Below are 25,738 nucleotides of genomic sequence, written 5' to 3'. Positions count from 1 at the left end.
ACATTCGGCCTTATTTATCTCAGATTTACAACCTATAAACTGAGCCCATCGAAACACAAACCAACGCAAAAGAGGTCGATATGAAAATTACAGTAGTGGGTACCGGCAACATGGGTTCCGCGTTCGCCAAGCAGTTGTCTGGCGCCGGTCACGTTGTCCGTATTACGGGCCGTGATATCCAGAAGGCAGAAGCGCTGGCAGCCCGGTTCGAACAGGTAACCGCCTTTACAGCCGACCAGGCGCTGGGCGACAGCGATGTGGTGGTGCTTGCCACTGCCTACGCAGATGCCGTCGCAGCTCTGCAGAGCCTGGGCGATCTGACCGGCAAGGTCATCATCGATATCACCAACCCGCTCAGCGCCGATTACATGTCGCTGACCATCGGCCACGTCACCAGCGCCAGCGAAGAAATCGCCAAGGCAGTCCCTCAGGCCCAGGTCGTCAAAGCCTTCAACACCCTGTTTGCTCAAGTGCTGGGCGATGGACCGACTTTCGCCGATGACCAGCGTGGGAGCGTGTTTGTGGCCAGTGACAGTGAACGCGCCAAGCAGACAGCAACAGCCCTGGCTCGCAGCTTGGGTTGGAACACCGTCGATACCGGCGGACTGATCAACTCTCGCTACCTGGAGCCGCTGGCAGGCCTGAACATTTACCTTGGCTACGGCGCTGGCCTCGGCACTTCCATCGCCCCTGTCTGGCTTAACAAGTAACCCCTTCGGAGCATTCCACCATTAACACCCCCTTCCCCCTGCTGTTTGTGTCTCATGGTGCTCCTATGTTCGCCATTGAGCCTGGCCTGGCGGGTCCCCGCCTGGCTCAGGTCGGTCGCGAGCTACCGCGACCTGACGCCATCGTCGTCCTCTCTCCGCATTGGATGACGCGAGGCGAAGTCGTTGTCACGGCGAGCACCGCGCCTGCGACCATCCATGATTTTGGAGGGTTTCCCGACGCACTGTATCAACTGAGCTATCCCGCACCGGGCGCGCCCGCCCTGGCTGGGCACATCGTAGACCTGTTGCAGGTAGCCGGCTGGCAGTCGCGGCTGGACGCTCAACGCGGCCTGGACCATGGCGCCTGGGTACCGTTGTTGTACCTGGCACCCGAGGCGGATATCCCGGTGGTCCAGGTCTCCATGCCGGCCAGTCTTGACACCCATCAGGCCTGGAAGCTGGGCGATGCGCTCAAGCCGCTGCGAGATATGAATGTACTGATCGTCGCGTCAGGCAGCCTGACTCATAACTTGTACGAGTTCCGCGGAGCCACCCGCGAGAGCGCCGCCTATGTCGACGCGTTCGCCGCGTGGACAGCTCAAACCCTGAAAGACGGTAACACCGGGCAATTGCTGGACTTCAAGCAGTATGCGCCGTCGGCTGAGCGGGCTCACCCCACCGATGAACACTTTCTGCCCTTGCTGATCGCCCTTGGCGCAGCGGGGGAAGGCTACGAGACACAGGTACTGGAGGGCGGCGTGACCTACGGCGTGCTGGCAATGGACAGCTACTTGTTCTCTTCGGCCCCGACTAATGGCCACGAACCTATTCCACTGACTCAAGGCGCTATCGACCATGCGTGACACTACATTTTCCGACGCAGCCCGCGAACCACAAACTGGTCTGTTTTTCCGCAAAGGCTGCAGCACCTTCACGCCTAAAGGTCGCCTGATCCTGCTGCATGGTGTGGGCTCGAACGAGGGCAATCTTGCTGCCTTGGCCGAATCGCTTCCCGAAGAGTTGGAAGTCATTCTGGTTCGCGCACCCTTGCAGGTCGGCCCGCAAGGCTTTGCCTGGTACCAGGTGAACTTCACCAGCAACGGTCCGTCCTTCAACCAGGAACAGGCGGAATCCAGCCGCCAGCTTTTGCAGCGCTTTATCGAAGCGCTGCCCGCCCTGCCGACCGTGATCGCAGGTTTCAGCCAGGGCGGCATTATGAGTGCGAGCCTGGGCGTCACCGAGCCGGAACTGGTGGCTGGCTTTGCAATATTGAGCGGCCGCATGCTGCGCGAGATTGCCCCAAGGATTGCCTCAGCCGAGCGCCTCAAGTCGGTCACGGCCTTCATTGCCCACGGTCACCAGGACGCCGTCCTGCCGATGGACTGGGCGAACGAGGCAGATGCCTGGCTGGATCGCATCGGCGTCAAGCACGAAACCCATTTCTACAACATGGCCCACGAGATTATCGGTGAAGAACTGGCCGACTTTTCTCAATGGCTTCGCCACACGCTGTCCCTTCCCAACTAAATAAAAGGAGCTACACCATGATTGATTCTCGCACTGCACCCTACGCTGCACTCGTAATGCGCCTAGCGCTGGGCATCATGTTCATCGCCCACGGCTTAACCAAAGTGCTGGTGTTCACCCCGGCGGGAACCGCAGGCTTTTTCGAGTCCATCGGTTTTCCAGGCTTCCTGGCCTATCCGGTCATGGCTTTTGAAGTGATCGGCGGCTTGATGCTGGTATTAGGTGTCTATGCACGCTGGGTAGCCGCACTGGCAGTGGTCCAGCTGTTCGTCGCGGCGACCGTACACTTCGGTAACGGCTGGAGCTTCACCAACGCCAATGGCGGCTGGGAATATCCGATCTACCTGAGCATGACTGCACTGGTCGTTGCATTGCTGGGTGAAGGCGCTTTTGCGGCCAAGTCATCCAATAATGCTTGATTGAGCCCACACGCAAGCTGCCGGCGCCCTGTGAACCCAGAGCGCCGGCAACTGCGTCTGGGGCCAGCGCTCACGTCAGGCGTGACGCCATGAAGCTGACAAACGCCTTGATCTTGGGCAGCGGATGCCGGCTGGACGGCCACAGGATGCTGAACGTGCGGTGATCACTGATATACCGGTCCAACACCGGCACCAAGCGCCCCGCGGCGATGGCATCCTCGATAAAAAAGTCGGGCAGGCAGGCGATACCCTGCCCCGCCTCCGCCATTGCCAGCAAGGCTTCAATCGCGTTGGACGTCGCTGATTGCCCCAGCTCCAGCGTGTCTTGCCCTTTCTTCGTCACCAGCGGCCAGGGATCAAGCTTACCGCTGGTGGGATAGCGGTATCGCAGGCAAGCATGGTTCGAAAGGTCCGTCGGCCGCGCAGGGACACCGCGACGCGAGAGGTAGTCTGGCGATGCGACCAACCGGTGACTGTAGCCATTGAGCTTACGCATCATCAGTCGGGAATCGTCGACTTCGCCGATGCGCATCACCGCATCGAAGCCCTCCTCGATCACATTGACCAAGCGATCACTGAACTCCAGCTCCAATTCCACTTCTGGATACGCTTGCTGAAACGCAATCAAATGAGGCATCAACCGCATGCCGAGCTGCGGCAAACCGAGGCGTAACTTGCCCTGGGGGTTGCCTGCAGCCTGCGTGAGCTCGCGCTTGGCGACTTCATATTCGGCAAAAATACGCTGGCAACGCTCCAGAAAAAGACTGCCCTCGGCCGTCAAGGTAATCGCCCGCGTGGAGCGATGAAATAACCGCACGCCCAACTCTTCCTCAAGCCGCGCGACGGCTTTGCCAACGGCCGAGGAAGACACCCCGATCCTGCGCCCGGCCTCAGTGAAGCTGCGGGTCTGCGCCGCCTGAACGAATGCGCTGAGCGCGCCAAAATGATCCATGAACAGCCTCGCCTATTTGAGCGTTTTATTCGTAAATGATCGGAACTTCATCCTGTTTTTCTTTCAAATCATACCGCTTATAGTCCTCTCCATCGTGACTTTATGCAGTGCTTCTCGCCTTCAACGTCACCGCCATCCGTTACTACGAGCGTACCTCGATGACCTCTCTACCTCGCGCGCGCGCAATCGCCCAGGAGCTTCAGCAACACCTTGGCTATGCCCGCGTATTCAAACCGGGACATTTGACCTTCGGTTTCATTGCCCCGCTGGAAAGCTACCCCAACAGCCCGGGCCCCACCTTGCAGGATCACGCGCAGATGGCTCAACGCGTAGACGAAGCCGGATTTTCCGCGATCTGGCTGCGCGATGTGCCATTTTATGACCCCAATTTCGGGGACGTCGGCCAAATCCTCGATCCACTGGTCTATGCGGGTTACCTGGCTGCCGTGACCAAGCGAATTGCGATTGGCACGGCGGGTATCGTCCTGCCATTGCGCGATCCTCTGATTGTTGCCAAGCAGGCCGCGAGCGTGGACCAACTGGTCGGCGGGCGATTCATACTGGGGCTGGCCACCGGCGACCGGCCGATCGAATACCCAGCTTTCGGGCTGGATTTTGACAACCGCGCCGAACGCTTCCGGGACGCACTGGGCATCATCCGCGCCACCACGCAAAGCCATTGGGCAAAGCATACGTCGCGTTTTTATGGCCAGTTGAACGGTGAAATTGACCTGATCCCCAAACCCGTCGGGGCGCGCTTGCCCACCCTTATCGTCGGCCACGCGGGTCAGTCGCTGGAATGGATCGGTGAACACTCTGACGGGATTCTTTCCTACACCTCCAACCCTGCGTTGATTCCCCAGGTGATCGAGCGCTGGCGTGCCGTCTGTGGCAACGAGGTGCACAAACCCTACGGCTACGGCACGTTGTTCGATCTGGATCGAGATCCGAACCATCCTGTTCAGGCGGGACGCGTGCTGCGCGCCGGGCGTAATGCGCTGATAGAGCATTGGAAACGCCAGCAGGATCAGGGGGTGGGTCATGTCGCCCTGCACTTCAAACCTCAACGCCGCCCTGCCGCTGAAGTCATCGATGAGCTGGCTGAATACCTGCTGCCTCATTTTCCAAGCATCGCCCTCCCCGTCGACCCTCAACCCATGCAGGCCGCCCAATGAAACACCCCCTTCACCATATGGATTTCATCTTCCAGACCGCCATGGGCACCTATCCCCTGGCCGCACAGTGCGAAATGCTCGCCGAGCTTGGCTACCAAGGCTTGACGATGTCTGCGTGGAGCCAAGACCTGAAGTCGATTCCTCAAGTCAAACCGACCTGGGGCCTTGACGTGGGCGCGGTCTACTTGATCTACCGCAAGGGCCTCGAACAGTTCGTGACCCAGGTTTTCGAGAGCATTGAGGGTTGCACCACCATTGAACTGGCGCTGCATTCAGGTGATGAAGTCACGAACTTTGACCGCCGCATGCTTGAGCGCCTGTTGCCTATCTGTGAGCGCAGAGGCCTTCGCATCAACCTTTATCCGCACGCACGCTACGGCATGCAAACGACCTCGGAAGCCGTCGCACTGTGCCAGCAATTCAACCATCCCCTGCTCAATATCGTGTTCAACGGTTATCACTGGTACGCCACTGAAGAGCATGCCTTGGAACAACGCCTTGATGCGATGTGGCCTTGGCTCCAGCACGTGAACATTGCCGGCACACGACGTTCTCCGTTGGGTTGGGGCGGGCTGGCGACCATCGAAACACTTGATGAGGGCGAGATGGATAATTTCGTCCTGCTGGGCGCCCTGGAACGCCGCGGCTTCACGGGTCGAGTCGGCGTGCTGGGATGGCAAAGTATGGGAGGCGACGTCTACGGCAACCTGCGCCGTTCAGCGACGGCATTTCGCTCCATGGAGCAACGTCTGGCCGCACACCCTGAATGGGCCCTATTGACCGAGACGCCACGCTAGGCGAGGAGATAGACCGTGGCACATCGCGTCCATGCACTCGATTCATTTTTTTACTCTTCAATGGGCGTTTATGCCTTCCAGTCACAGTGCGAAATGCTCGCCGAACTCGGTTATGACGGCCTCACTGTTTCAGCCTGGGGTGGCACGCCGCTGACCGACCTGCGCCTGCTACCGCGCGTTGGCGAGCAGCACGGCCTGCGTGTCGAGGGCTTGTACCTGGTGCTGCACGAAGGCCGCAATGATCAGCTTATACGGCGCATCATTGAAAGCGTCGAAGGGGTCGAACTCATCGAACTGGCGGTCCAGACCTCGGTCAACGGCAGCCAGGCCATCATGCGGTTCATCGAGTCGCTGCTACCCATCGCAGAACGTCGCGGCTTGAGAATCGCTCTGTATCCCCATCTTCACCACGTCACCCAGACCACGGCTCAAGTGGTGCAAATCTGCGAATACTTTGCTCACCCGCGCCTGGGTGCATCATTCAACGGCTATCACTGGTACGCCAGTCAGGAAGACGAGCTTCAGCTGCATCTTGAAGCCATGCAACCCTGGTTGATGCAAGTCGTACTTTCAGGCAGCGCGCTCAGCGAACTGGGCTGGGGCGGCGTGGCCACCATGGAGCCGGTTGACCGTGGAGAGCTGGACAACTTTGCCGTGGTCGCGGCGCTGAACAGCGTCGGCTACACAGGCAGCATTGGCCTGCTCGGCTGGGACTACGGCGGCGATATTTACCTGAAACTGCAACGCTGCCTGGCAACGCTTCGCGACATTGATCGTCGCCTGGAACGTCATCCACATTGGGCGGACTTTTCATCGCTGTAACGCCCCCTCCACCTGATATGAAAAAGGAGCCTGCAATGACTGCCCTCTCTGTGCTTGACCTCATGATGATTGGCGAAGGTAAAACCTTCACTGACACGCTGGATGACGCGGTCGCACTGGCCCGACATGTGGAAGCCCATGGTTACAAGCGTTACTGGATCGCCGAGCATCACGACCTGCCGGGCATAGCGTCCTCGGCAACCACCCTGCTCGTCCAGCATCTAGCGGCGGCCACCCACACCCTGCGTGTGGGCTCTGGCGGCATAATGCTACCCAACCATTCCCCATTGATGGTGGCCGAGCAGTTCGGCACATTGGCCACCTTGTTCCCTGGCCGCATCGACCTGGGTATCGGTAGAGCGCCGGGTTCAGCCGGGGCGGCGATTCGCGCCTTACGCGGTGACGCATCGGAACGGGACTTCGTGCAGGATATTCAACACTTGCAGGACTATCTGGCAGACAACGGGCATCAGCCGGTCCGGGCGATTCCCGGAACCCACGACGTACCCCTCTGGCTCCTCGGTTCGAGCATGAACAGCGCAGACCTTGCCGCAAAGATGGGGCTGCCCTACGCATTCGCCTCGCATTTCGCGCCGCGCTTCTTGATGGATGCGATTACACATTACCGTACTTCGTTTCGCCCATCAGCGGCGCTCAAGCAGCCTTATGTGATCGCAGGCGTCAATGTCTTTGCTGCCCCCTCACGGGCCGAAGCCGATTACATCGCAAGCTCTCACCGGCAGTGGGTGTGCAACCTGTACGCCGGGAAAGCAGGCCCGTTACCACGCCCCTCGGAGGGCTTTATGGATACGCTTACAAATATTGATCGGCACACGCTTAATCAGGCGATGCAGTGCACGGCGACAGGTGACCAGGACGACGTCAGCAGTTGGCTACGCCAGTTCATTACAACGACCCAAGTGGACGAAGTGATCATTGATGCGCGCATTTATGACGCCAAGGCTCGCTGCCGATCCTACCAACTCATCGCCGAATCCTTGGCCGACATGGCGGGTTGATCCAGCCTGGAGCGATGGGACAGTCCATGTGTGAAAAACAGCAAAAATGCCCATCGCCTGACGTCGATGCCGCTGTGCGCGCGATTGCCCACCCGCTGCGACGGGAAATCCTAAAGTGGCTAAAGGTGCCACTTTTGTATTTCCCCCAGCAGGAGTGGGACGTTGAACGGGGAATCAGTGTCGGCCAGATCACGCAACGTTGCGGCCTGTCCCAATCCACCGTGTCCCAACATTTGGCCGTACTCAGGGAGGCAGCCTTGGTTGATGTCTGTCGGACGGGCACCTTTCACTTCTATCGGCGCAACGAGGCGGCAGTAGAAGCGCTGGCGATCTCGCTACGAGACCAACTCCAGATTCAACCTGGTCGCCCCCTCTAGACACTCGCTCCATAGCCGTTGCAGCCGGCGCACCGCGGGCCATTAGAAACAGATTGCGATCAGTCCCCAAACAAAATGCCGATGTTTGTTTGCAAGGCAGGCCAATATACTCCCAGCCAGTATATTCACATGCTCCCCTCAGTACCGGCGTACGATGGCCACCACGCCCATACTGGAGACGTTCAATGCCACATTCGCCCGCAGAAAAAAAACGTGTATTAGGCAGAGTCAATCGGGTCAGGGGCCAACTGGATGCCCTGCAAGCTGCACTTGAACAAGGCGCCGAATGCGGCCCGGTTCTGCAGCAGATTGCAGCGCTGCGTGGCGCGGTAAACGGCTTGATGGCTGGCGTTCTAGAGAGCCATCTCAGGGAAGAGTTTTCACAGCTAACCGACACGTCGCAGGCACAGCGTGCCTCGATCGATGAAGTGGTTTCACTGGTGCGCACTTACCTCAAGTAAGCACCGAACCTTTCGGGCCCTACCTTGCACCAGCCATACGAGCATTACCACTTGGAGAAAAACCTTTATGAAATCCCGAGCTGCAGTTGCATTTGAACCGGGCAAGCCACTTCAAATCGTCGAGATCGATGTTGCGCCACCCCGCAAAGGCGAAGTGCTGATCAAGATCACCGATACCGGTGTGTGCCATACCGATGCCTTCACCTTGTCGGGTGATGACCCTGAAGGCCTGTTTCCTGTGGTCCTGGGCCATGAAGGTGCTGGCATCGTCGTGGAAGTGGGCGAAGGCGTCACCAGCCTCCAGCCCGGCGACCACGTTATCCCTCTGTACACCGCCGAATGCGGCGAATGCCTGTTCTGCAAATCCGGGAAGACCAACCTTTGCGTGGCGGTCCGAGAGACCCAGGGTAAAGGCGTTATGCCCGATGGCACTACGCGCTTTTCCTACAATGGCCAGCCGCTCTATCACTACATGGGTTGCTCGACGTTCAGCGAGTACACCGTAGTGGCAGAAGTCTCTGTCGCGAAGATTAACCCTAACGCCAACCCTGAGCATGTATGCCTGTTGGGCTGCGGTGTAACCACGGGGATCGGTGCAGTGCACAACACCGCCAAGGTACAACCGGGGGACACCGTTGCAGTATTCGGTCTTGGCGGTATTGGTCTTGCCGTTATTCAAGGCGCGCGCCAGGCCAAGGCCGGCCGCATCATTGCCGTAGACACCAACCCGGGCAAGTTTGAACTCGCCAAGTCCTTCGGTGCCACCGATTGCATCAACCCGAAAGATCATGAAAAGCCGATCCAGCAGGTCATTATCGAAGCGACCGGCTGGGGTGTCGACCACTCGTTCGAATGCATTGGTAATGTCAATGTCATGCGCGCTGCGCTGGAAAGTTCGCACCGTGGCTGGGGGCAATCCATCGTCATCGGCGTCGCTGGCGCGGGCCAGGAGATTTCCACACGTCCCTTCCAGCTTGTTACCGGTCGCACCTGGAAAGGCTCGGCGTTCGGCGGCGTCAAAGGCCGCACGCAACTGCCAAAAATGGTTGAGGACGCCATGAAAGGTGAGATCGAACTGGCGCCTTTTGTCACCCACACCATGCCACTGGAACGCATCAATGAAGCGTTCGACCTGATGCATGAAGGCAAGTCGATCCGCACCGTCATCAAGTACTGACGTGAAGCCCAGGGGGCGCAAAGCCCCTCGGGTCATTTCGAGTTCCTTACCGATCTGGAGATACACAGTGAGCGATATCAAACTTCATCCGTCACTGGATAACGGCCTATCCGCTACTGCTTCTGACTTTACCGGGGGCACACTGCAATGCCTGTGCGCGGCGGATAAGGTCGAGGTGACAATCGCGGCCCAGACCCTGCATAACCATGCCTGTGGCTGCAGCAAATGCTGGAAACCGGCGGGCGCGACATTTGCGGTCATTGCGGTGGTACCGCGTGACACTATCAGCGTCACTGCACATGCAGACAAGCTCGCTATTGTGGACAAGAACGCGGTCATTCAGCGCCACGCCTGCACCGCGTGTCATGCGCACATGTACGGGCGCATCGAGAACAAGGACCACGCTTTCTACGGCCTGGACTTCGTTCACACTGAACTGTCGCCACAGGCTGGTTGGTCTGCTCCGGGATTCGCGGCGTTCGTTTCTTCGATCATAGAAACCGGCACGCCTCCTGAGCAGATGAAGGGCATCCGCACGCGTCTGCGTTCAATCGGACTGGAGACCTACGACTGCCTGTCCCCGGACTTGATGGATGTATTGGCAACCCAAGTCGCCAAGCTCAAAGGTATCGCACAGGCTCACTAATACGGGTAACCGTCAGTTCTGTGCTCAAAAAAAGGCGCCGCCAATCCGTTTGTACGATTGACGGCGCCAAACCGTTTGAGCGCTATGGACGCCTCAAAACGGGTACTCAATCAAGTGGCTAATGCACAGCCTTTTGTCTCTTGAACCCATGCAACAATGCGTCAGTCGCCACGATCGCGTCATACACCAGGTCCGGCGTCACCGTGAAAGGCATGTTGTGCATCGTGTCGTTTTTATCGCAGGCCAACTCGGCGACTTTTCTCCACTCCGCTTCCTTGAAGTGTTTAAGCCCCAAGTCTTCGAGCGTCAAAGGCAAACCGACGGCCATCGCAATGTCCACCACCTCCTCAATCTCAGCCATAGGCGCAGCTTCCATCACGAGCTGGGTAAACAGGCCGAACACAACTTTTTCGCCGTGCTGTGCGCCATGCAGATCATGCACGTTGGTCATTCCGTTATGGATCGCATGCGCAGCGGCGCAACCACCCGACTCAGCCCCGACAGCCGACATGTAAATGGTGGCTTCAATCGTATTCTCCAGGGCGGCGGTAATGGCTTTCTTCTGCACCGCGAATGCCGCCTGGGCCGAATACTTTTTGATGGTCTCGTAGCACGTTTGGGCAATCGCAAACCCGATCAATGTGGGTTTGAGCATCTTGCCGTGATTGCCCAAGATTAGATTGTCGCGTTGCGCGGCAAAACACGCCCGAGCCTCGAAATATGTGGCCAGAGCGTCCCCCACGCCCGCTGCAAAAAAACGCGGGGGTTGTTCCGCCAGAATGCGTGTGTCGGCTAAAACAACGTCCGGGTTTTTGGATAAAAACAAGTAGCGATTAAACGTATCGTCGTCGTTGTAAATCACCGAAATCGCCGTACAGGGCGCATCCGTGGAGGCTAACGTCGGCAGGATCAACACGGGTTTTTTCAGGAAATGTGCCGTAGCCTTGGCGGTATCCAAGGTTTTTCCGCCACCGATCCCAACGACATAATCAGCCCCACACGCCGCTTCCACGTGCCTGTTGATTTCACTGTCGGAACACTGCCCGCCAAACACGGCCAACTCCGCGCGTTGTTCGTTCTTGAACCCCGGCATCGCTTTCTCATGAACCCGGCCGACGATAAATTGATCGCAGATCAAATAGGCATTGGCCCCGAAGGCTTTGCCATGAATCGCTAAATCCACCAGCGCATTGGCCTGGACCAGAAATTTGGCCGGCGATGCAATGCCTTTGGTAATAGTCATCTCACTCCCTCACGTCGCATGCGCAAAACGTTCAACGTGTGCACGCTTGAACGTTCCATTGCGCTGATGACGAATCAGTTAAATACCATTCCGCCATCAATGATCACCGCCTGACCGGTCATGTAGTCGGAGTCAGGGCCGGACAGGAAGGAAACGCAGGCCGCCACGTCCTCAGGCTGGGAAAGTCGCTTTAAGGTGATGTGTTGGGCAAATTGTTCCATCCCCCATTCAATGCTTTGATTGGCGTTATCGGCCACGTCCTGGGCGACCTTGCGCATCATCGGTGTATTCACGATGCCAGGGCAGTAGGCGTTTACCGTGATACCCAGGTGAGCCAATTCCCGGGCCGCTGTCTGGGTGATGCCACGCACGGCAAACTTAGTCCCGCCGTACACCGCCAGGTCGGGATTGCCGATATGACCAGCCTGCGAGGAAGCACTGATGATTTTGCCGCCGTGACCTAACGCCTTGAACGCGTTTACTGCCGCCTGTATGCCCCAGAGAACACCACCCACGTTGATGTCGAACGTTCGCCGATAGATCTCTGGCGTAATCGCTTCGATTGGAGCAATGGGCGCAATACCTGCGTTATTGATGACCACATGCAGGTCACCCAAGCCATCCACCGCTGCCTGCACGGCCTTGAATACATCCTCACGATCGGCAACATCGACCTTTATCGCCAGGGCTTTTCCGCCCGTTTTCCTGATGTTTTCAGCCACCTGATCGGCTGTTTCAAGATTCATATCGGCGCAGGCTACGGCGAAACCATCTGCCGCCAAGCGCAATGCAATGGCCTCTCCGATCCCTTGACCGGCACCGGTTACAAAAGCAACTTTTCCCAAGGACTTACTCATTCTGGTGTTCCTTCTTATTCGTGATGGGGGGTTAAAGACTGCTCACACACCTGCCCCGGCTCAAAAGCTCGCCTGGAGCTTCACACCGGCAACCCAGGCATTGTCCACCTCGTAGACGCCGCCTGGATTGCGCACGTACTGCACGTTCGGGCGCACGGTTAGCCAGTTGGTCGCGTGTACGCCGTAATTGAGTTCGATGTTGTATTCGCTGTGCTGCACTGGAACGTACTGCGGATCGTCGTAGTCGCTGATGCCCGTGCCGTCATTGATCAGGCGTTGGCGCTTGGTGACATCGTCATTGACCTTCAGGCGTGCGATGCCCACGCCGAGGTCATCCTTGGGCCTCCCATCAAACGGGCCTTTGTAGACCGCACCGATGTTCTGAAAACTCTCGATACCGCTGGTGGCCTTGTCATGCACGGTCAGGCTGGCAAATACGCTAAGGCCGCGTGAGGCATCGCCGTTATGGGTAGTGAGCTGCTGTTGGCCAATGATCCATGCGCCGTGTTTGCTGCTGCGCGACTTTGGCGCCTGGCCAGTCAACACCTGCGGGTTACCGTTGACGTCGTCGAATAGATCGTTGGCGCTAGCACTGCTGTGGTAGTAACCCAGGCGGTATTCACCGGGTAAGGCTTCTTTGCCGACTGATGGCTTCCAGATAACCTCCACCGGCATCAACGCGCCTTTGGTGCCACTGCCGCTGAGCTTGAAGCCATTGCCGGTGCTGAGGTTCGACGGGTTCTGCTCATACACCCCGACCTGCACCGCCCAGCGTTCATCGAGGTTGTAGCGCACCCGCCCGCCCCACTGGCTCACAGGCCCGCTGTACCAGACATCACCGGCGACGTTACCGATGGGTGCACTGCAAAAAGACAGGCTCTGGAAGTCGCATGGGAAACTGGCGAAGTCTTCGTTGACGCCCACGCGGCCAAACTTGAGATCCAGGGCACTGTCGAAAAATTTCTGGCGGTACCACATCTGGGTCAGGCGCCAGGTCTGCCCCCTGCCCCACACCTCTTGCACCGAACTGAGTTGCGGCGCGCGTGGATCAGAAACGCGATCGTTGGAGAGGTTGTTGCCATTGCGTTCAGTTACCAGCAGTTGGAACTCGGCGTCATTCCAGCCCAGCAACTTTTGCAGGTCCATGTGAGTGCCCAGTGCCCATTGCGCGGTGTAGCGCGCAGTGCGGTCATGGTCATAACCGCCGTGAACATTGGTGGCGGCTTCGCCGACGTAACCGACGATCACGTCAACCCCCTGCTCCAGCAGCTCACTGCGTACCCCGCCCCAATCTCCGGTTCCCCATTTCGAGGAAGCGTCGTCGGCGGATGCAGGCACGGCGATGCATGACAAGAGCCCGATCCCCATCGGCAATTTCCAAGCGATGTTCATGTCGATTTACCCTATTGTTTTTATGTTTACGACAAAGCGTTGACTGAACCGCAGGGCAGCGCCCTCGCGGTCACTCAAGAAAGCAATCAGTTGAAACGTGGGCAGCTGCAGATCAAATGCCAGCCAGGCACAGGTATTTGATCTCCAGATAATCCTCCAGCCCGTATTTGGAGCCTTCCCGGCCGACACCCGATGCCTTGACCCCACCAAACGGCGCGGCTTCGGAGCTGATAATCCCGGTGTTGACCCCGACGATGCCGTACTCCAGCGCCTCGCCCAAACGAAACACCCGGCTCAGGTTCGCGGTGTAGAAATACGCCGCCAGGCCGAATTCGGTGTCGTTGGCTTTAGCGATGACTTCGGCGTCATCGAAGAAGCGGAAGACCGGCGCCAATGGCCCGAAGGTTTCTTCCTTGGCGACCCGAGCGGTGTCCGGCACGTCCACCAGGATGGTGGGCTCAAAGAAATTGGCGCCCTGGGCATGCCCACCGCCGCCCTGGACCACCTTGGCCCCTTTGGCCAAGGCATCCTCGACATGCTCGCGCACCTTGGCGACAGCCTTGCCATCGATCAGCGGGCCGAGCGTGACGCCATCGGTGAAACCATCGCCAATCTTCAGAGCGCCCACCGCTGAAGCGAGCTTGTCGACGAAGGCGTCGTACACTTTGTCATGCACATACAGGCGATTGGCGCAGACGCAGGTCTGCCCGGCATTACGAAACTTCGAAGCCAGTGCGCCCTCAACGGCAGCATCCAGATCGGCATCTTCGAAGACGATAAAGGGCGCGTTGCCGCCGAGCTCCAAAGAGACTTTCTTGATGTCGTGAGCACATTTTTCCATGATCTGGCGCCCGATCTCGGTGGACCCCGTGAAGGAAATCTTGCGCACGACCGGGTTGCCGGTCAGCTCTTCGGCAATCTCTGCAGCTGCGCCCGTGACCACCGACAGCACTCCCCTGGGAATGCCCGCTTGTTCGGCGAGGTACACCAGCGCCAATGCCGAGAACGGCGTCTGGGAGGCCGGCTTGATGACCATGGTGCAACCGGCGGCCAGCGCCGGCCCGGCTTTGCGGGTGATCATTGCGCTGGGGAAATTCCACGGCGTAATGGCGGCGCAAACACCCACGGGCTGCTTGATGACCAGCAAGCGTTTGTCCGTTGCACCCGGAATAATATCGCCGTAGACCCGCTTAGCCTCCTCCGCATACCACTCGATATAGGACGCGCCGAAGACAATTTCACCCAGCGCTTCAGGCAGCGGCTTGCCCTGCTCCAGGGTCATGATGTGAGCCAGATCGTGCTGGTTTTCGATGATCAAGTCGTACCAGCGCCGCAACGCATTGGCGCGGGCCTTGGCAGAAAGCTCACGCCACGCCGGCAGCGCGCGCTCGGCCGCTTCGACGGCACGGCGTGTTTCAGCCTTGCCCATGCGCGGCACCTGGCCGACGGTCACACCCGTCGATGGATTGACCACGGTGATGGTACTTTCGTTGTCGGCAGCTAGCCACTCACCGTCGATGTAGGCTTGATGACGCAAGAGTTGAGGGTTGTTCAACTTCATTTCAGGAGCTCCGTAGCGCGGCGCGATTGCGCCTGATCAATACTCACAGCCTTGAACTTGAAGCCCCGGTAGTCATCGTTCTTGACCGCTGCCAGTTGTTCGCTGAACGCGCCCAAACCACCCATGTAGAAATAAACCTTGTTGCTTTTGCCGGGGATATTGGCGCCGAAGATCCATGAGTCGGTCTTGGCGAACAGCGTCTGATCGGCAATGTCCTGGCAGGTCTTGCCCCATTCCTGCTCGCTTTGCGCAGACGGTTCCACGCAGGCCAACTCGTTCTGCTCCATGAACCCGACTAGATCGGAGACCCACTCCACTTCGGTTTCAATCGTCGGCGGAAGATTGGTAAACGGACCGTTAGGCCCCAGAATCATGAACATGTTCGGGAAATTAGCGGTGGCCACCGACAGGTAGCTCGATGGCCCGTCAGCCCAGTGATCCTTCATCGAGACATTATCGCGGCCGCGAATATCGATGCGTTTGTAGTTACCGTCTACGGCGTCAAAACCGGTAGCAAACACCAGCACATCAAGCTCGTGCTCGACGCCATCTGCCGTACGAATGCCCCTGGCAGTGATCTCTTCAATCGGGTTGGCCTTAACGTCGACCAGCGACACATTGACCCGGTTGAAGGTGGCGTAGTAGCCGCTGTCGCAAAGCGGGCGCTTGGCGTACAGGTCGCGTGGCATAAGCTTGCGTGCGGTTTCTGGGTCGGTGACGATCTCGGCGATTTTCTCGCGAACAAAGTTTTGCGCCTCGATATTGGCCTCTTCACTGGTGGCTATATCGTTGAAGGTCTGGAACATGTAACGGAAACCGCCGCCACCTTCCCAGGCGCGTTGGAAGATGGCTTTGCGTTCAGCCGCATCCACACTCATGGTGGGAATGTCGCTTTCGGGGAAGCCGAACGCCAAGCGCGAGGAACGCACCTCCTGCCAGATTGCGTCATAGTTGCGCTTGATGTCTTCGACGTAGTCGCGACTGACCGGACCGTTGCCCACCGGTACGGTGTACTGCGCAGAGCGCTGGAACACGGTCAGGTGGCCGACGGTCGGTGCGATCGCGGTGATGACCTGGCAACCCGTCGAACCTGTGCCGATCACACCCACGCGTTTGCCTTCCAGCACAGCATCTGCCGGCCAGTTGGCGGTGTGATACATGTGCCCCTTGAATTGATCGAGGCCTTTGATCTTGGGCACATTCGTTGCCGACAACAGGCCCAGCGCCGTCACCAGGTATTTGGCGCTGTATTGATGACCGTCATCGGCAGTGACCAGCCAGCGACTGCTCTGCTCGTCGAACACGGCGGCGCTAATCCCTGTTTCAAGCTGGATATCGCGGCGCAAGTCGTGACGATCCACTGCGTGGTTCAGGTAGGACAGGATCTGCGGCTGGGTCAGGTAGCGCGTGGTGATGTCCCATTCCTGGCACAGTTCGCGGTCCCAGGAGAAGCAGTAGACAAACGATTCACTGTCGGATAACGCGCCGGGGTAGCAATTCCAGAACCAGGTACCGCCGATGCCACCGGCCTTGTCAAAGGCGCGCACTTTCAAGCCCAATTCATCGCGCAACTTCTTGAGCATGTAAATGCCGCCGAAGCCCGCGCCGATCACAATGGCGTCGTAGTTGATAACGTCGGTGCCAACGGAACGTTTAGCCAGAACTGTAGTTGTCATTATGTTCTCCTGTTTCGATCAGTGCGCCTGCAGGCTTGAGCTCAAGAGCAAAGCTGCAGGCAAGCCGTATCCGCTCCCCTGAATTAGGATTCAGCGGACATAAACTTGGTAAGTGAACGGGGTCAGTTAGAGCGAGAAGCCGCCATCAACAGCGATCGCCTGCCCGGTAACGTGAGGCGCGCACGCCAGGTAAACGGCCAATTGGCCCATGTCTTCCACGGTTTGCGCTTTCCCTTGAGGCAGCAGGCTGGACTGATGGCGCTCCCAGGATTGCGCTTCGGTTTCGCCGGGTTGCGCCCAACGCGCGGAAAGCCCTTCATCACCTCGCCACATACCGGTGCCCACCACACCGGGGCAGAGGGCGTTAACCGTGATGCCTTCGCGGGCAACCTCCTTGGCAAAGGCGTTGGTAAAACCGATCACGGCGAACTTGGAAGCGCTGTAGTGGGATAGGTCCGGGAAACCGACTTTACCGGCAATCGAGGCCAAGTTGATGATGCGGCCGAAGTTGTGCTCGCGCATCAGTTTGAGTTCGGCCTGGCAGCAAAGGAATACGCCACGGGCGTTGATGTTCATGATGCGGTCCCACTCGCTGACCGCTAACTCATCGACCCGACCGAGGCTGACTACGCCGGCATTGTTGACCGCCACATCCAGACGGCCAAATTGTGCCCTGACCTGCTCAATCAAGCTGGCGACACTCTCGGGTTTGCTGACGTCAACTTGCAGTGCCACAGCCCGACGACCCAGGGCCTGGACCAAGGCGGCAGCCTCTTGCGCGATACCCAAGTCGTAGTCGGCCAACACCAGGTCTGCGCCCGCCTGTGCCAAGCTCAGCGCAATACCCTGCCCAATGCCACGGCCAGCGCCTGTTACCAGTGCAACCTTGCCGTTCAGGGAGAAATTCACAGCGTTGAATTCGCTCATGTACTGCCTCTGTCTTTATTGTTGTTGAGATGCGACCGTTCGACGCGGCCTGCTGAAACTGACAGAGCAAGTCGGATGCCAACACTTTGATAACCGGCCACAACGCCCGGAATAGAGCGCTAAACGCATGATTGGTCACAACCACCCGCCCCGCCGCCGCAAGACATAACCGCTCGCGTCTCAGGTGGTACGCTGCGACTGCTGAGCGGTTATGTCTCACCGGCACAGGCTGACGGATTCAGCTTGAAGGGATTGGCCAAGCCGCCTTTAATGGCCATCAACAGAAAAATAAGATCTAACCTTCGGAGGTACCATGTCCTCTGGTTTTTCGAAGACTCATGTGGAACACGTGAGTCGCGTACTGCGCACTGCCCAGAATGCCCCGACTCTGCCGGTGCCCAACGCCATCCTCGATTCCTGGCGTCGCTCGGTACAGCATTACAAGCTCGACCCGGGGTCCTTACAGGGGCCTAGGGTGTTGGAGGCTCACCAGATCAATGAGCACCGTCAGCGTGTGGACGATTTCCTGCACCTGGCAGGTGATGAAATGTCACGGCTGCACAGCCGCGTTCGCGACGCCGACTACTGCGTGATGCTCACCGATACGCTCGGTTGTACCGTCGACTACCGGATCGACTCGGCCCTGCGCGGCGAATACCGCCGCTCCGGGATGGACGTCGGCACATGCTGGTCGGAGAAAGAAGAAGGCACGACAGCTGTCAGCGCGGTGTTAATCGACAAATTGCCGGTCACCGTGCACAAACTCGATCATTTCCGTGCGGCATTCATTGGCAATACCTGCTCCGCGGCGCCGATATTTTCACCCAGCGGCGAGATCCTCGCGGTATTGGACGTTTCTTCAGTACGTGCCCCAGATGACAGGCGTAGTCAGCATTTGATTCGGCAAATGGTCATTCAAAGCGCTACCGAACTCGAAAATGCGTACTTCATGTACAGCACCCAAGATCTATGGGTATTACGGGCACACCCCCTGCCGGGTTACGTTGACAGCCAACCGCAATGCCTGTTCGCCTGGGATCGGGATGGCCGCATAGAAGCGCTTAACCCCGCAGCGAGGCGCCTGCTGTTACAGCGTTGCGGCCGAATCCCCGCCCATATTGACGAGGCCTTCGCCTCAGCAAAGCTGCCCGCCGCTGGGGATGACAGCATCCACTTTATGCCGTCGATGGGGTTGCACGTGCGCCTCAAGGCGCCCCGCCGCCCCATCAGCTCGCCACTGGCCAGCAACCCGGCATCAGCGCTGGACCCCAAGGTTGCGCAGGCGATGGAGTTGGCGATACGGGTCAAGGACCGCGGTTTGCCCGTACTGATCCATGGTGAGACCGGTGCGGGCAAAGAGTTTTTTGCCCTGCAACTGCATGCCGCCAGCAAACGTCGAGACAAGCCCTTTGTCGCAGTGAACTGCGCGGCGATACCCGAGAGCCTGATAGAGAGTGAATTATTCGGTTATGCCGCTGGCGCTTTTACCGGCGCTTCGACCAAAGGCATGCGGGGTCTGTTGCAGCAGGCTGATGGCGGCACGTTGTTTCTTGATGAAATCGGCGACATGCCCCTGGCCCTGCAAACCCGCCTATTACGAGTACTCAGCGAAGGTGAGGTGGCTCCGCTGGGTGGTGCGCGCACCCAGGCCATCGACATTCAGGTGGTTTGTGCCAGCCACCGAGATATTGCGACGCTGGTTGAAGCCGGAAGCTTTCGTGAAGACTTGTTTTTCCGCCTGAGCGGCGCACGCTTCGATATACCGCCGCTACGCGAACGCAAAGACAAACTGGCATTGATCAACACACTGCTGGAAGACGAGTGCCAGCGCTCGGGCGAGCGTGTGGAACTGAGCGAGGCTGCGCTGGAAATGCTCTTGAATTACAGCTGGCCGGGCAACATGCGACAACTGCATCACGTGCTGCGATACGCGTGCGCCGTGTGTAAAAGTGAGGTAATCGGAGCGGATGATCTGCCAGTGACGCTCGGCGCGAGTGCGCCGGTAAACGGTCAGGAGACCGTCAGTGGCAGCCCGGAACGCCAGGCGTTGATCGACACGCTTGTGCGCAACCGGTGGAAACCCCTGTTGGCCGCGCGCGAACTGGGTATTTCCCGGGCAACGCTATACCGCAAGGTGAACGTGCATGGCATCAAAATGCCCGGTAAAGGCTCTTACGACTGAGCCTGCGGCAGGCGAGCTCTTTGCGCGCCTGCCGATGGATCCTTACAAAGCCTGCTGCAGCGCCGGGACGGCTTCGAACAAGTCCGCCACCAGGCCGTAATCGGCCACCTGAAAGATTGGCGCTTCTTCGTCCTTGTTGATCGCAACGATCACTTTGGAGTCTTTCATGCCGGCCAGGTGCTGGATCGCGCCGGAGATACCGACCGCGATGTACAGCTGTGGAGCAACGATCTTGCCGGTCTGACCGACCTGCATGTCGTTGGGTACAAAACCTGCGTCGACCGCGGCGCGGGAAGCACCCACGGCAGCGCCCAGCTTGTCGGCCAGGGCGTACAGGTGTTTGAAGTTGTCGCCGTTCTGCATGCCACGACCGCCGGAAACGACGATTTTGGCAGAGGTCAGTTCCGGACGATCGGACTTGGCCAGTTCTTCACCCACGAAGCACGACGTGCCGGCGTTGTGCGCAGCAGCAACGGCTTCAACGGCAGCCGAACCACCTTCAGCGGCAACCGGGTCGAAACCGGTGGCACGCACGGTGATCACTTTGACCGCAGCGTTCGACTGAACGGTAGCGATGGCGTTACCGGCATAGATCGGGCGCTTGAAGGTGTCAGCGCTTTCAACCGAGATGATCTCGGAGATCTGGTCAACGTCCAGTGCAGCGGCAACGCGCGGCAGGATGTTTTTGCCATTGCAAGTGGCGGCAGCCAGGATGTGGCTGTAGCTCTTGCCCAGTTCGGCAACCAGAGGCGCAACATTTTCCGGTAGTTGGTGAGCGTAGGCAGCGTTGTCGGCCACCAGCACTTTTGCCACGCCAGCGATTTTCGCAGCGGCTTCAGCCACGGCGCCAGCGCCCTGACCGGCAACCAGCACGTGGATGTCGCCGCCGATTTTGGCAGCAGCGGCCACGGTGTTCAGCGTGGCCGGGGCCAGCACTTTGTTGTCGTGTTCAGCAATAACCAAGATAGTCATTTAGATTACCTTCGCTTCGTTTTTCAGTTTCTCGACCAGTTCAGCCACCGACTTGACCTTGATACCCGCGCTACGTGCAGCCGGCGCTTCGACTTTCACGGTCTTGTTGGTGGAGGCGGTGGAAACGCCCAAAGCGTCCGAAGTCAGCACTTCGAGAGGCTTCTTCTTGGCTTTCATGATGTTTGGCAGGGACGCATAACGCGGCTCGTTCAAACGCAGGTCGGTGGTGACGATGGCCGGCAGTTTCAGGGAAACCGTCTGCGCGCCGCCGTCGATTTCGCGGGTCACGGCGACGCTGTCGCCGGACACTTCGACTTTCGAAGCGAAAGTGCCCTGACCGTAGCCGCTCAATGCCGCGAGCATCTGGCCGGTCTGGTTGTTGTCGCTGTCGATGGCTTGTTTGCCAAGGATCACCAGCTGAGGCTGTTCCTTGTCGACAACGGCTTTGAGCAGCTTAGCAACAGCCAGGGAAGTCAGATCTTCAGCGGATTCGACGAGGATGGCGCGGTCGGCACCCAGAGCCAGCGCGGTGCGCAGTTGCTCTTGAGCGGTGGTCGCGCCGATGGAGACGACGACGATTTCAGTCGCCACGCGCCCTTCTTTTATAGAGAGTTCTTTCAGGCGTACGGCTTCTTCCACGGCGATTTCGCAGAATGGGTTCATCGACATCTTGACATTAGCAAGGTCGACCCCGGACTGGTCCGCCTTGACGCGAACTTTCACGTTGTAGTCGACCACCCGCTTGATGGCTACCAGGACTTTCATGGATAACTCCATAGCAAAATATTGAACCCGACATGCCACCGGCATACCGGAAAAAAACCTCAGCGCTCGCCCAGTTGCTCGATCACGCCGCTGGCCTTCAACTGTGCCAGACGCTCGTCATCCAGCCCCAGTCGACGCTTAAGCACTTCATCCGTGTGCTCACCGAGCATCGGTGCCGGACGCAAGTATTCCACCGGCGTGCCGGACATCTTGATCGGGCTGCCAACCGTCACGAAGTCCGCCTTCAGCGGGTGTGGAATCGTCACCAGCATATTGCGCGCCTTGACCTGAGGTTCATCCAGGGCCTGGGCGATGCTGTTGATCGCACCGATCGGCACACCACGCGGATGGACAAGGTCAATCCACTCCTGTGCACGCCCCTCAAGGAAGTGCCGTGACAAGATCTCGATGATCGCTTCGCGATTGGCCACACGGTCGGCGTTACGTGTAAAGCGAGGGTCTGCTGGCAGGTTCGCCAGCCCGATGGCGTCACATAGCGCGACGAATTGCGAGTCGTTGCCGCAGGCGATGATGAAGTCCTGGTCGCTGGCACGGAACACCTGATACGGCACAATATTGGCGTGGGCATTGCCGTAACGCCCAGGTGGTTTGCCCGAGGCCAGGTAGTTCTGGCTCTGGTTGCACAATGTTGCAACCTGCACGTCCAGCAGCGCCATATCGATGTGCTGGCCTACACCGGTTTTTTCCCGGCTGAGCAACGCCGCCTGGATGGCAACCGTGGAATAAAGGCCGGTCATCAGATCGGAAAAGGCCACGCCGACCTTCTGCGGGCCGCCACCGGGCAAGTCGTCGCGCTCGCCGGTAATGCTCATCAGCCCGCCGATGCCCTGCACGATGAAGTCGTATCCTGGTTCAGCCGCGCGCGGGCCAGTCTGCCCGAAGCCTGTGACGGAGCAATACACCAGTCGCGGATTGAGCTGTGACAACGCGGCATAATCCAACCCGTACTTGGCCAGGGAGCCGGCTTTGTAGTTTTCGATCAGCACATCACAATCGGTCGCCAACGCACGCACCAATTCCTGTCCTTCCGGGCTGGCCAGATTCAGCGCTACCGATAACTTGCCGCGATTAGTCGATTGGTAATACGACGCTTCAGAGGTCAACTCATCGCTCTGGCCTTTCATCCAGGGTGGCCCCCAACCACGGGTATCGTCGCCTACGCCCGGCCGTTCGACCTTGATCACTTCGGCACCCAGGTCGGCCAGCGTTTGCCCACACCAAGGGCCTGCAAGCACTCGGCTCAAGTCGAGTACGCGGTATCCAGTCAAAGCACCCATGTCATTTCACCTTTGCTTGAGCGATTACACACGCTCGATCACCATCGCCAGCCCTTGGCCAACACCGATACACAGACTCACCACGGCATAACGCTTGCCGTTGCGCTGCAACGCTCGCGCAGCGCTGAGCGCCAGGCGCGCACCGGAGGCGCCCAATGGATGGCCCACCGCGATCGCGCCGCCATTGGGATTGACTCGAGGATCGTCGAACGCCACGCCGAGCCCTTTGAGGCAACCCAGAACCTGGCTGGCAAATGCTTCGTTGATTTCAATAATGTCCATGTCCGCCACGGTCAGCCCTGCCCGTGCCAGTGCTTTATTGATCGCCTCGACCGGGCCGACACCCATGATGCGAGGCGCGACACCTGCAGCCGCGCTCGACAGGATACGTACCATGGGCACCAAGCCATGCCGCTCGCCTGCGGCACGCGTGCCGATCAGCAGCGCCGCTGCGCCGTCGTTGACACCTGACGCATTGCCGGCAGTGACTACGCCACCCTCGTGCAGAGGTCGCAGGCGGCTCAAGGCAGCAAGGTCAGATTGCGGGCGCGGGTGTTCATCGTGCTCCACAAGGTTGGGCGGCGTTTTACGGCCTGTGGGCACGTTGACACCCAGAATTTCATCGTCAAAGAAACCGCTTTCGCGCGCGGCTTCGTACTTGCCCTGCGAACGGGCTGCGAAAACGTCAGCATGTTCACGGTCAATGCCGTATTCCTGCGCCACGTTGTCGCCGGTCTGCGGCATGGTGTCATTACCAAACTCCGCAACAATTTTCGGATTCGGAAAACGCGCGCCGATGGTGCTGTCGTACACCGTAAAATCTCGGCTGTAGGCGGCCTCGGCCTTGGCCATGACGAAGGGTGCACGTGACATGCTCTCTACACCGCCCGCTACAAACAGCTCACCTTCGTGACAAGTGACTGCGCGGGCTGCATCGATCACGGCTGCCAGTCCGCTGGCGCATAATCGGTTGACCGTCTGCCCAGGTACAGTGACCGGCAACCCGGCAAGCAATGCCGCGTGACGCGCGATATTGCGGCTGTCCTCACCGGCCTGATTGGTATTGCCGAGGATGACGTCCTCGATAGCGTCGCCAGGGATGGCATTACGCGCAAGCAGTTCCCGAATCACATGGGCTGCAAGATCGTCAGGCCGTACCGGCGCGAGTGCGCCCGCATGGCGACCGAAAGGCGTACGTAACCCCGCAAAAATATAAGCATCGAGCATGGCAGTTTCCTAAGCGTTGAAAGGTCAGGGCAGTGTCGGTTCCGGGTGGCGCAGCGATAGGCCGAGGGCCGCGCGACGGCGCAGCCAAGGGCCGGGGCGATAACGTGGGTCACCAGTCAGTTCGGTCATGCGTTCGAGGATGGTCAGCACGCGCTGAGCGCCGACACTGTCGCCCCAGGCCAGCGGACCCTGCGGGTAACCCAGCCCACGACGTACGCCTTCATCCAGGTCTTCGGCGCTGGCAATGCGCTGTTGGACGATATCGCCCGCCAGGTTGACGATCAGCGCCAGCACTCGCTGAGCGACGAAGCCGACACTGTCATTGATCACGCTGACGCCCACACCGTCGCGAGCCAGCAGCGCATGGGCGGCACTGCGCATATCGGAGCGGGTTGCCGGTGTCAGCATCAGCGTGCGGTAGCGCGTGCAATCCAGCAGCGGGTCAATACATACCGTGCGCGTCGGGTCTACGCCAAAACGTTGCGCCGCGCGCGTTGCGTCAACTCCATAGGGAGCCAGCAGGCAAAGAGCGCTATCGGACGCAATGGCGCCCTGCTCTACCTGAGCGCCCAGTTGTTCCAGCAATGTGCTGAGGCTGGCACGGTCGGCATCGTTTTCGGTACCCAACCACACCGGTGGCATAGCCTCCACGACGGGCACGGACTGGGGTTGCGGCGCGTCGACCATTTGGCCGTTGGCATAGCGATAAAAACCGCGCCCAACCTTACGCCCTACATAGCCGGCCTCAAGCATTTGGCGGGTCAGCGCGGCGGGCCGATAACGGGGTTCCTGGTAGAACTGGTTATAAATAGATTCGATCACTGGGTGGGAAACATCCAGTGCCGTCAGGTCGAACAGTTCCAGCGGCCCCATGCGAAAACCCAGGCCTTCGCGCAGAATGCGATCGATCTCGGCCGGCTCAGTGACGCCTTCCTTGAGTATCTGCAAGGCTTCGGTGCTGTAAGCGCGCCCCGCGTGATTAATGATGAAGCCGGGAGTGTCCTTGGCCCGAATCCCGCGGTGCCCCATCCGCGCAGCCAATGCCTGCAGACTGTCACCGACGCGAGGATCACTGGCCAGGCCATCAATGACCTCCACCACTTTCATCAGCGGCACCGGATTGAAGAAGTGAAACCCCGCCACACGTTCAGGCTTGCGACATTCGCGAGCGATGCTGGTGACTGACAGCGAGGAAGTATTGGTGGCAAGAATGCAATCGTCGCGAACGACGGCCTCAAGCTGGGCGAGCAAGGCTTGCTTGGCATCGAGGCGCTCAATGATGGCTTCCACCACTACGTCAACGTCGCTGAGATCAGTCAACGCGCTGGCAACACGCAGACGCTCAAGGGTTGCGTGGGCGTCACTGGCCGCAATTTTGCCTTTGACCACCAACTTGTCCAGGGTCTGTTGCAGGTTTTCGCGAGCGGTCTGCGCGGCACCTTCACGGTTGTCGAACAGCATGACGTCCACGCCGGCCTGGGCCGCAATCTGGGCAATACCCGTTCCCATGACGCCCGCGCCCACGACAGCTATACGTTTGATTTCACGTGTCATGG

Annotated in this window: 25 protein-coding genes; 13 read left to right on the top strand and 12 right to left on the bottom strand. The window is 59.0% G+C overall.

What is annotated here, in order from left to right; genetic code table 11:
* Positions 1–80: 80 nt before the first annotated feature.
* Genes ACYZT7_RS16740 through ACYZT7_RS16725 form a run of 4 tightly spaced genes read left to right on the top strand, consistent with a single transcriptional unit; the run spans position 81 to position 2,656 of the window.
* Complete coding sequence (locus ACYZT7_RS16740; RefSeq protein ID WP_462037456.1) at positions 81–710, top strand: NADPH-dependent F420 reductase; 630 nt, start codon at positions 81–83, stop codon at positions 708–710.
* Between the two features lie 20 nt (positions 711–730).
* Positions 731–1,573, top strand: a complete 843-nt coding sequence (locus ACYZT7_RS16735) for a DODA-type extradiol aromatic ring-opening family dioxygenase (protein WP_462041810.1) — start codon at positions 731–733, stop codon at positions 1,571–1,573.
* Complete coding sequence (locus ACYZT7_RS16730) at positions 1,566–2,237, top strand: alpha/beta hydrolase (RefSeq protein ID WP_462037455.1); 672 nt, start codon at positions 1,566–1,568, stop codon at positions 2,235–2,237. The genes ACYZT7_RS16735 and ACYZT7_RS16730 overlap by 8 nt, the downstream gene beginning before the upstream one ends.
* 17 nt (positions 2,238–2,254) lie before the next feature.
* Positions 2,255–2,656: a DoxX family protein gene (locus ACYZT7_RS16725; RefSeq protein ID WP_462037454.1), complete on the top strand. Its 402-nt coding sequence runs from the start codon at positions 2,255–2,257 to the stop codon at positions 2,654–2,656.
* Between the two features lie 70 nt (positions 2,657–2,726).
* Here the strand turns inward: ACYZT7_RS16725 and ACYZT7_RS16720 are convergent, their stop codons facing one another.
* Positions 2,727–3,608, bottom strand: coding sequence for a LysR family transcriptional regulator (locus ACYZT7_RS16720; protein WP_462037453.1), 882 nt, complete (start codon positions 3,606–3,608; stop codon positions 2,727–2,729).
* Between the two features lie 158 nt (positions 3,609–3,766).
* On the opposite strand from ACYZT7_RS16720, the gene ACYZT7_RS16715 reads away from it, so the two are divergent.
* From ACYZT7_RS16715 to gfa, 8 genes are all read left to right on the top strand, one after another.
* On the top strand, positions 3,767–4,783 hold the full coding sequence (locus ACYZT7_RS16715; protein WP_462041809.1) for an LLM class oxidoreductase: 1,017 nt from the start codon (positions 3,767–3,769) through the stop codon (positions 4,781–4,783).
* A complete protein-coding gene (locus tag ACYZT7_RS16710; RefSeq protein ID WP_462037452.1) occupies positions 4,780–5,580 on the top strand; it encodes a sugar phosphate isomerase/epimerase family protein in 801 nt (266 codons plus the stop codon). Before ACYZT7_RS16715 ends, ACYZT7_RS16710 begins: the two co-directional genes overlap by 4 nt.
* Positions 5,581–5,595: 15 nt before the next feature.
* Entirely contained in the window at positions 5,596–6,402 is an 807-nt protein-coding gene (locus ACYZT7_RS16705) for a sugar phosphate isomerase/epimerase family protein (RefSeq protein WP_462037451.1), read from the top strand.
* Positions 6,403–6,437: 35 nt separating this feature from the next.
* Positions 6,438–7,421: an LLM class flavin-dependent oxidoreductase gene (locus ACYZT7_RS16700; RefSeq protein ID WP_462037450.1), complete on the top strand. Its 984-nt coding sequence runs from the start codon at positions 6,438–6,440 to the stop codon at positions 7,419–7,421.
* A gap of 14 nt (positions 7,422–7,435) precedes the next feature.
* Positions 7,436–7,798 carry an ArsR/SmtB family transcription factor gene (locus tag ACYZT7_RS16695; protein WP_462041808.1) on the top strand — a complete coding sequence of 121 codons (363 nt, stop codon included), beginning with the start codon at positions 7,436–7,438 and terminating at the stop codon, positions 7,796–7,798.
* Between the two features lie 185 nt (positions 7,799–7,983).
* Positions 7,984–8,259, top strand: a complete 276-nt coding sequence (frmR, locus tag ACYZT7_RS16690) for a formaldehyde-responsive transcriptional repressor FrmR (RefSeq protein ID WP_103408668.1) — start codon at positions 7,984–7,986, stop codon at positions 8,257–8,259.
* Between the two features lie 67 nt (positions 8,260–8,326).
* Positions 8,327–9,436: an S-(hydroxymethyl)glutathione dehydrogenase/class III alcohol dehydrogenase gene (locus ACYZT7_RS16685; protein WP_462037449.1), complete on the top strand. Its 1,110-nt coding sequence runs from the start codon at positions 8,327–8,329 to the stop codon at positions 9,434–9,436.
* Positions 9,437–9,503: 67 nt separating this feature from the next.
* Complete coding sequence (gene gfa, locus ACYZT7_RS16680) at positions 9,504–10,082, top strand: S-(hydroxymethyl)glutathione synthase (protein WP_462037448.1); 579 nt, start codon at positions 9,504–9,506, stop codon at positions 10,080–10,082.
* Between the two features lie 118 nt (positions 10,083–10,200).
* Here gfa and ACYZT7_RS16675 read toward each other — a convergent pair whose 3' ends face one another.
* From ACYZT7_RS16675 to ACYZT7_RS16650, 6 genes are all read right to left on the bottom strand, one after another.
* Complete coding sequence (locus ACYZT7_RS16675; RefSeq protein ID WP_462037447.1) at positions 10,201–11,325, bottom strand: glycerol dehydrogenase; 1,125 nt, start codon at positions 11,323–11,325, stop codon at positions 10,201–10,203.
* 74 nt (positions 11,326–11,399) lie between these two features.
* Positions 11,400–12,182: a (S)-acetoin forming diacetyl reductase gene (locus ACYZT7_RS16670; RefSeq protein WP_128871343.1), complete on the bottom strand. Its 783-nt coding sequence runs from the start codon at positions 12,180–12,182 to the stop codon at positions 11,400–11,402.
* A 60-nt stretch (positions 12,183–12,242) separates the two neighbouring features.
* On the bottom strand, positions 12,243–13,574 hold the full coding sequence (locus ACYZT7_RS16665) for a carbohydrate porin (protein WP_462037446.1): 1,332 nt from the start codon (positions 13,572–13,574) through the stop codon (positions 12,243–12,245).
* 112 nt (positions 13,575–13,686) lie between these two features.
* Positions 13,687–15,135, bottom strand: a complete 1,449-nt coding sequence (gene gabD, locus ACYZT7_RS16660) for an NADP-dependent succinate-semialdehyde dehydrogenase (protein ID WP_462037445.1) — start codon at positions 15,133–15,135, stop codon at positions 13,687–13,689.
* Positions 15,132–16,811, bottom strand: a complete 1,680-nt coding sequence (locus ACYZT7_RS16655) for a flavin-containing monooxygenase (RefSeq protein WP_462037444.1) — start codon at positions 16,809–16,811, stop codon at positions 15,132–15,134. The genes gabD and ACYZT7_RS16655 overlap by 4 nt, the downstream gene beginning before the upstream one ends.
* A 126-nt stretch (positions 16,812–16,937) precedes the next feature.
* Complete coding sequence (locus tag ACYZT7_RS16650) at positions 16,938–17,738, bottom strand: SDR family NAD(P)-dependent oxidoreductase (RefSeq protein WP_462037443.1); 801 nt, start codon at positions 17,736–17,738, stop codon at positions 16,938–16,940.
* 313 nt (positions 17,739–18,051) lie between these two features.
* Between ACYZT7_RS16650 and ACYZT7_RS16645 the strand changes: the two genes are divergently transcribed.
* The gene (locus ACYZT7_RS16645; protein ID WP_462037442.1) at positions 18,052–19,920 is read left to right on the top strand and encodes a sigma-54-dependent Fis family transcriptional regulator; all 1,869 of its coding nucleotides are present in this window, start codon (positions 18,052–18,054) and stop codon (positions 19,918–19,920) included.
* A gap of 42 nt (positions 19,921–19,962) precedes the next feature.
* On the opposite strand, the gene ACYZT7_RS16640 is transcribed toward ACYZT7_RS16645, so the two are convergent.
* The 5 genes from ACYZT7_RS16640 to ACYZT7_RS16620 are packed head-to-tail and all read right to left on the bottom strand — an operon-like array spanning position 19,963 to position 25,736.
* On the bottom strand, positions 19,963–20,892 hold the full coding sequence (locus ACYZT7_RS16640) for an electron transfer flavoprotein subunit alpha/FixB family protein (RefSeq protein WP_462037441.1): 930 nt from the start codon (positions 20,890–20,892) through the stop codon (positions 19,963–19,965).
* Entirely contained in the window at positions 20,893–21,657 is a 765-nt protein-coding gene (locus tag ACYZT7_RS16635; protein WP_462037440.1) for an electron transfer flavoprotein subunit beta/FixA family protein, read from the bottom strand.
* Between the two features lie 59 nt (positions 21,658–21,716).
* On the bottom strand, positions 21,717–22,955 hold the full coding sequence (locus ACYZT7_RS16630; protein ID WP_462037439.1) for a CaiB/BaiF CoA transferase family protein: 1,239 nt from the start codon (positions 22,953–22,955) through the stop codon (positions 21,717–21,719).
* 24 nt (positions 22,956–22,979) lie between these two features.
* Entirely contained in the window at positions 22,980–24,182 is a 1,203-nt protein-coding gene (locus ACYZT7_RS16625; RefSeq protein ID WP_462037438.1) for a 3-oxoadipyl-CoA thiolase, read from the bottom strand.
* A 24-nt stretch (positions 24,183–24,206) separates the two neighbouring features.
* Positions 24,207–25,736 carry a 3-hydroxyacyl-CoA dehydrogenase gene (locus ACYZT7_RS16620; RefSeq protein ID WP_462037437.1) on the bottom strand — a complete coding sequence of 510 codons (1,530 nt, stop codon included), beginning with the start codon at positions 25,734–25,736 and terminating at the stop codon, positions 24,207–24,209.
* Positions 25,737–25,738 lie beyond the last annotated feature (2 nt).

It is taken from the genome of Pseudomonas sp. RT4P38 (assembly GCF_054897765.1).
Note: the sequence above shows the minus strand (reverse complement) of the source record. Positions and strands in the feature narration are given on the sequence as shown.

Coding starts and splice junctions, on each gene's coding strand:
- ACYZT7_RS16675 (WP_462037447.1), bottom strand. CDS start 11,325: ATGACTATTACCAAAGGCATTGCATCGCCGGCCAAATTTCTGGTCCAG.
- ACYZT7_RS16695 (WP_462041808.1), top strand. CDS start 7,436: ATGGGACAGTCCATGTGTGAAAAACAGCAAAAATGCCCATCGCCTGAC.
- ACYZT7_RS16720 (WP_462037453.1), bottom strand. CDS start 3,608: ATGGATCATTTTGGCGCGCTCAGCGCATTCGTTCAGGCGGCGCAGACC.
- ACYZT7_RS16645 (WP_462037442.1), top strand. CDS start 18,052: ATGTCCTCTGGTTTTTCGAAGACTCATGTGGAACACGTGAGTCGCGTA.
- ACYZT7_RS16725 (WP_462037454.1), top strand. CDS start 2,255: ATGATTGATTCTCGCACTGCACCCTACGCTGCACTCGTAATGCGCCTA.
- ACYZT7_RS16670 (WP_128871343.1), bottom strand. CDS start 12,182: ATGAGTAAGTCCTTGGGAAAAGTTGCTTTTGTAACCGGTGCCGGTCAA.
- ACYZT7_RS16655 (WP_462037444.1), bottom strand. CDS start 16,811: ATGACAACTACAGTTCTGGCTAAACGTTCCGTTGGCACCGACGTTATC.
- gabD (WP_462037445.1), bottom strand. CDS start 15,135: ATGAAGTTGAACAACCCTCAACTCTTGCGTCATCAAGCCTACATCGAC.
- ACYZT7_RS16630 (WP_462037439.1), bottom strand. CDS start 22,955: ATGGGTGCTTTGACTGGATACCGCGTACTCGACTTGAGCCGAGTGCTT.
- ACYZT7_RS16700 (WP_462037450.1), top strand. CDS start 6,438: ATGACTGCCCTCTCTGTGCTTGACCTCATGATGATTGGCGAAGGTAAA.
- ACYZT7_RS16715 (WP_462041809.1), top strand. CDS start 3,767: ATGACCTCTCTACCTCGCGCGCGCGCAATCGCCCAGGAGCTTCAGCAA.
- ACYZT7_RS16625 (WP_462037438.1), bottom strand. CDS start 24,182: ATGCTCGATGCTTATATTTTTGCGGGGTTACGTACGCCTTTCGGTCGC.
- ACYZT7_RS16620 (WP_462037437.1), bottom strand. CDS start 25,736: ATGACACGTGAAATCAAACGTATAGCTGTCGTGGGCGCGGGCGTCATG.
- ACYZT7_RS16635 (WP_462037440.1), bottom strand. CDS start 21,657: ATGAAAGTCCTGGTAGCCATCAAGCGGGTGGTCGACTACAACGTGAAA.
- ACYZT7_RS16740 (WP_462037456.1), top strand. CDS start 81: ATGAAAATTACAGTAGTGGGTACCGGCAACATGGGTTCCGCGTTCGCC.
- ACYZT7_RS16640 (WP_462037441.1), bottom strand. CDS start 20,892: ATGACTATCTTGGTTATTGCTGAACACGACAACAAAGTGCTGGCCCCG.
- ACYZT7_RS16650 (WP_462037443.1), bottom strand. CDS start 17,738: ATGAGCGAATTCAACGCTGTGAATTTCTCCCTGAACGGCAAGGTTGCA.
- ACYZT7_RS16710 (WP_462037452.1), top strand. CDS start 4,780: ATGAAACACCCCCTTCACCATATGGATTTCATCTTCCAGACCGCCATG.
- ACYZT7_RS16665 (WP_462037446.1), bottom strand. CDS start 13,574: ATGAACATCGCTTGGAAATTGCCGATGGGGATCGGGCTCTTGTCATGC.
- ACYZT7_RS16685 (WP_462037449.1), top strand. CDS start 8,327: ATGAAATCCCGAGCTGCAGTTGCATTTGAACCGGGCAAGCCACTTCAA.
- ACYZT7_RS16730 (WP_462037455.1), top strand. CDS start 1,566: ATGCGTGACACTACATTTTCCGACGCAGCCCGCGAACCACAAACTGGT.
- frmR (WP_103408668.1), top strand. CDS start 7,984: ATGCCACATTCGCCCGCAGAAAAAAAACGTGTATTAGGCAGAGTCAAT.